This is a genomic window from Nocardioides sp., assembly GCF_024509035.1.
Classification (GTDB): Bacteria; Actinomycetota; Actinomycetes; order Propionibacteriales; family Nocardioidaceae; genus Nocardioides.
The window spans coordinates 1-2,289 of the sequence record NZ_JANINT010000253.1; the positions used below are offsets into that span (position 1 = coordinate 1).

General features: G+C 72.1%; 3 protein-coding genes. All 3 read right to left on the minus strand.

The features are described 5' to 3' along the window. Nucleotides 1-44 precede the first annotated feature (44 nt). A complete protein-coding gene (locus Q0L15_RS17420; RefSeq protein ID WP_296605719.1) occupies nt 45-851 on the minus strand; it encodes an enoyl-CoA hydratase-related protein in 807 nt (268 codons plus the stop codon). After that, the gene (locus Q0L15_RS17425; protein ID WP_296605720.1) at nt 848-1,663 is read right to left on the minus strand and encodes an alpha/beta hydrolase; all 816 of its coding nucleotides are present in this window, start codon (nt 1,661-1,663) and stop codon (nt 848-850) included. The genes Q0L15_RS17420 and Q0L15_RS17425 overlap by 4 nt, the downstream gene beginning before the upstream one ends. Next, nucleotides 1,660-2,289 (minus strand): hypothetical protein (locus tag Q0L15_RS17430; protein ID WP_296605721.1); only part of this gene is annotated, 630 nt, incomplete at its 5' end. The genes Q0L15_RS17425 and Q0L15_RS17430, both read right to left, overlap by 4 nt.

Sequence of the window (2,289 nt, forward strand, 5' to 3'; positions counted from 1 at the left end):
GCTCCTCGTCAGAGCGAGCGAACTCCGGCAGCAGCGCCAGCACCTCAGCGGAAGGCGCGGACATCGGCATCCCCCCAGACGGCTGGTCGCTTCTGCACGTACGCCGTGAAACCCTCGGCGGCATCCGGCACCTCGTGGATGAACCGGTCGAACAGGTCGCGCTCCAGGCGGAGGCCCTCCTCGATCGTCACCGACTGCGGCGCTGCGACCAGCCGCTTGACCATTGCGATCACCGGGCGGGACCGACCGCGGATGCCCTCCAGCAGGCGCTCGACCTCCGCGTCGAGGTCCGCCCGGGGCGCGGTGGCCAGGGCGAGGCCCCACTCGACCATCGTCGGGCCGTCGAGCCAGCGCGGCGTCAGCATCAGGGCCTTCGCCCGCTGATCGCCGAGCTTGCGCGGTGCCCGCTGGCTCGACCCGGCGCCCGGCGGCACCCCGAAGTCGATGTGGATGTCTCCGACGCGTGCCTCATGCGCCGCGATCACCAGGTCGCAGGCCAAGATCAGCTCGAAGCCGCCGGCGCGGGCCAACCCGTTGACCTGGGCGATCACCGGCACCGGCAGCTGCTCCAGGCGGCGCAGCACCCGGTGGAACCGATCCAGGAAGGGCAGGAACACCCCGTCGGGGTCACCGAAGCAGCGACCGAGGAAGTCCAGGTCCATCCCGACACTGAACGCCTTCGGACCTGCTCCGGTGATCACCACCGCTCGCAGCGAGCGGTCGTCGTCGACGGCGTCCATCATCGCGTCCAGGCCGTCGAGCACCCCCGGATCGATCGAGTTCATGGTCGCCTCACCGTCGAGGACGGCATGGAGGACCTGGTCGGCCACCGTCCAGCGCACCTCGGTCACGAGGCCCCCTCGGTCACGTGGGTGCGGGCGAACTGCAGAAGGTGCGCGGCGTAGGTCTCAGGCACGCGGAGGTGGGGCTGGCCCGGGAGGCCCTCAAGGATCTCCAGCCGCGCGTCGCGGGCCAGCTCCATCGCCATCGCATCCTTCTCGGCGAGCAGGTCGAACTCGGCGTCGAGGAGCAGGACCGGCACGTCCAGGGACGCGAGCGGACCCGAGGGATCGTGCCGGAACGCCGCCTGGTAGCCCCAGTCGTAGCGGTCCTTGACCCGCAGCAGCTCGATCGCCGCGGTGTGCAGCAGCTCGGGGGTCAGGTCCGGCCAGATCCGCTGGTAGCGCTCCACCGCCCACCGGAACTGAGCTCCGTCGACGTCGGTGGGGACGTCCGGCGTCCAGCCGGCGATGTGCGCGGCCCGCTCCTCCTCGTCGTAGAGCGCCACTCCGCTGAGCACCACGCCGGCCACCCCGCCCGAGAGCCGGTGCGCGGCCTCGATGGCGATCGAGGCTCCCGTGTGGACGCCGGCGAGCACCACGTCCCGCATCCCGATCCGCTCGGCGGCCTCGCAGAGCACCGCGGCGTACTCCGGGATCTCACGACCTGGGCCGTCGGGGGGCGTGGACGCGCCGTACCCGGGGGTGTCGAAGGCGACCACCCGGGCATGGGGCGCGAGCTCCTCCAGCACCTTGACGAACACGCGCGAGGACAGCGGGGACTCGTGGAAGAGTCCGATCCACGGTCCGGCCGACCCGGCCCGCAGCGCGTGCACCTGCCCCCAAGCGGTGTCGACGTAGCAGCCTCGGACGCCGGGGTTCATCGGGGAGACCCGACCTTGACCAGGAGGTCGACGTCCCCGTCGGCCTCGATCCGTGGCGCCGGGGCCCCGGCGGGGATCCGGACCAGGGAGCACGCGGAGAGCCCGCCGCCATCGGCGACGAGCCGGCCGGCAGTCGAGATCAGGTAGCGGTCCCGGTCGGAGGTGGCGGGCGTCGAGGACCATCCGTCGGGCAGCCGGACCAGCACGCTGCGCGAGGCGGTGTCCTCGTTGAGGCTGAGCAGCTTGCTGCGCAGGGTTCCGCCGCCGAGCGCGGTGAAGTCGTCGTCGTGGCTGCGCCAGACCATGAACCTGGTCTCCACGCGACGGACGTACCCGCGGGGACCGAGCCCCTGGTTGGGCTCCGGACGCGGGTTGTGCCCGGCCTCCTCGTCGGGCCGGACCACCCGCGAGACGCGGTCGCTGCCCTCGGCGGGGTCCTCGCCCTCCATCATCAGGATCGTCTCGAAGCCGTCGGGAGCGTCGGCCATGTGCACCCACCCCGGCGGCCGCCAGAAGTAGTCACCGGGCTGGAACGGACCCTCTGCGGACAGCCGTGCCTCGCCGCCGAGGAAGAAGGCCTCCTCCACGCTGTCGTGGTAGGCCTCGCTGAGGTCGATGTAGCCGGG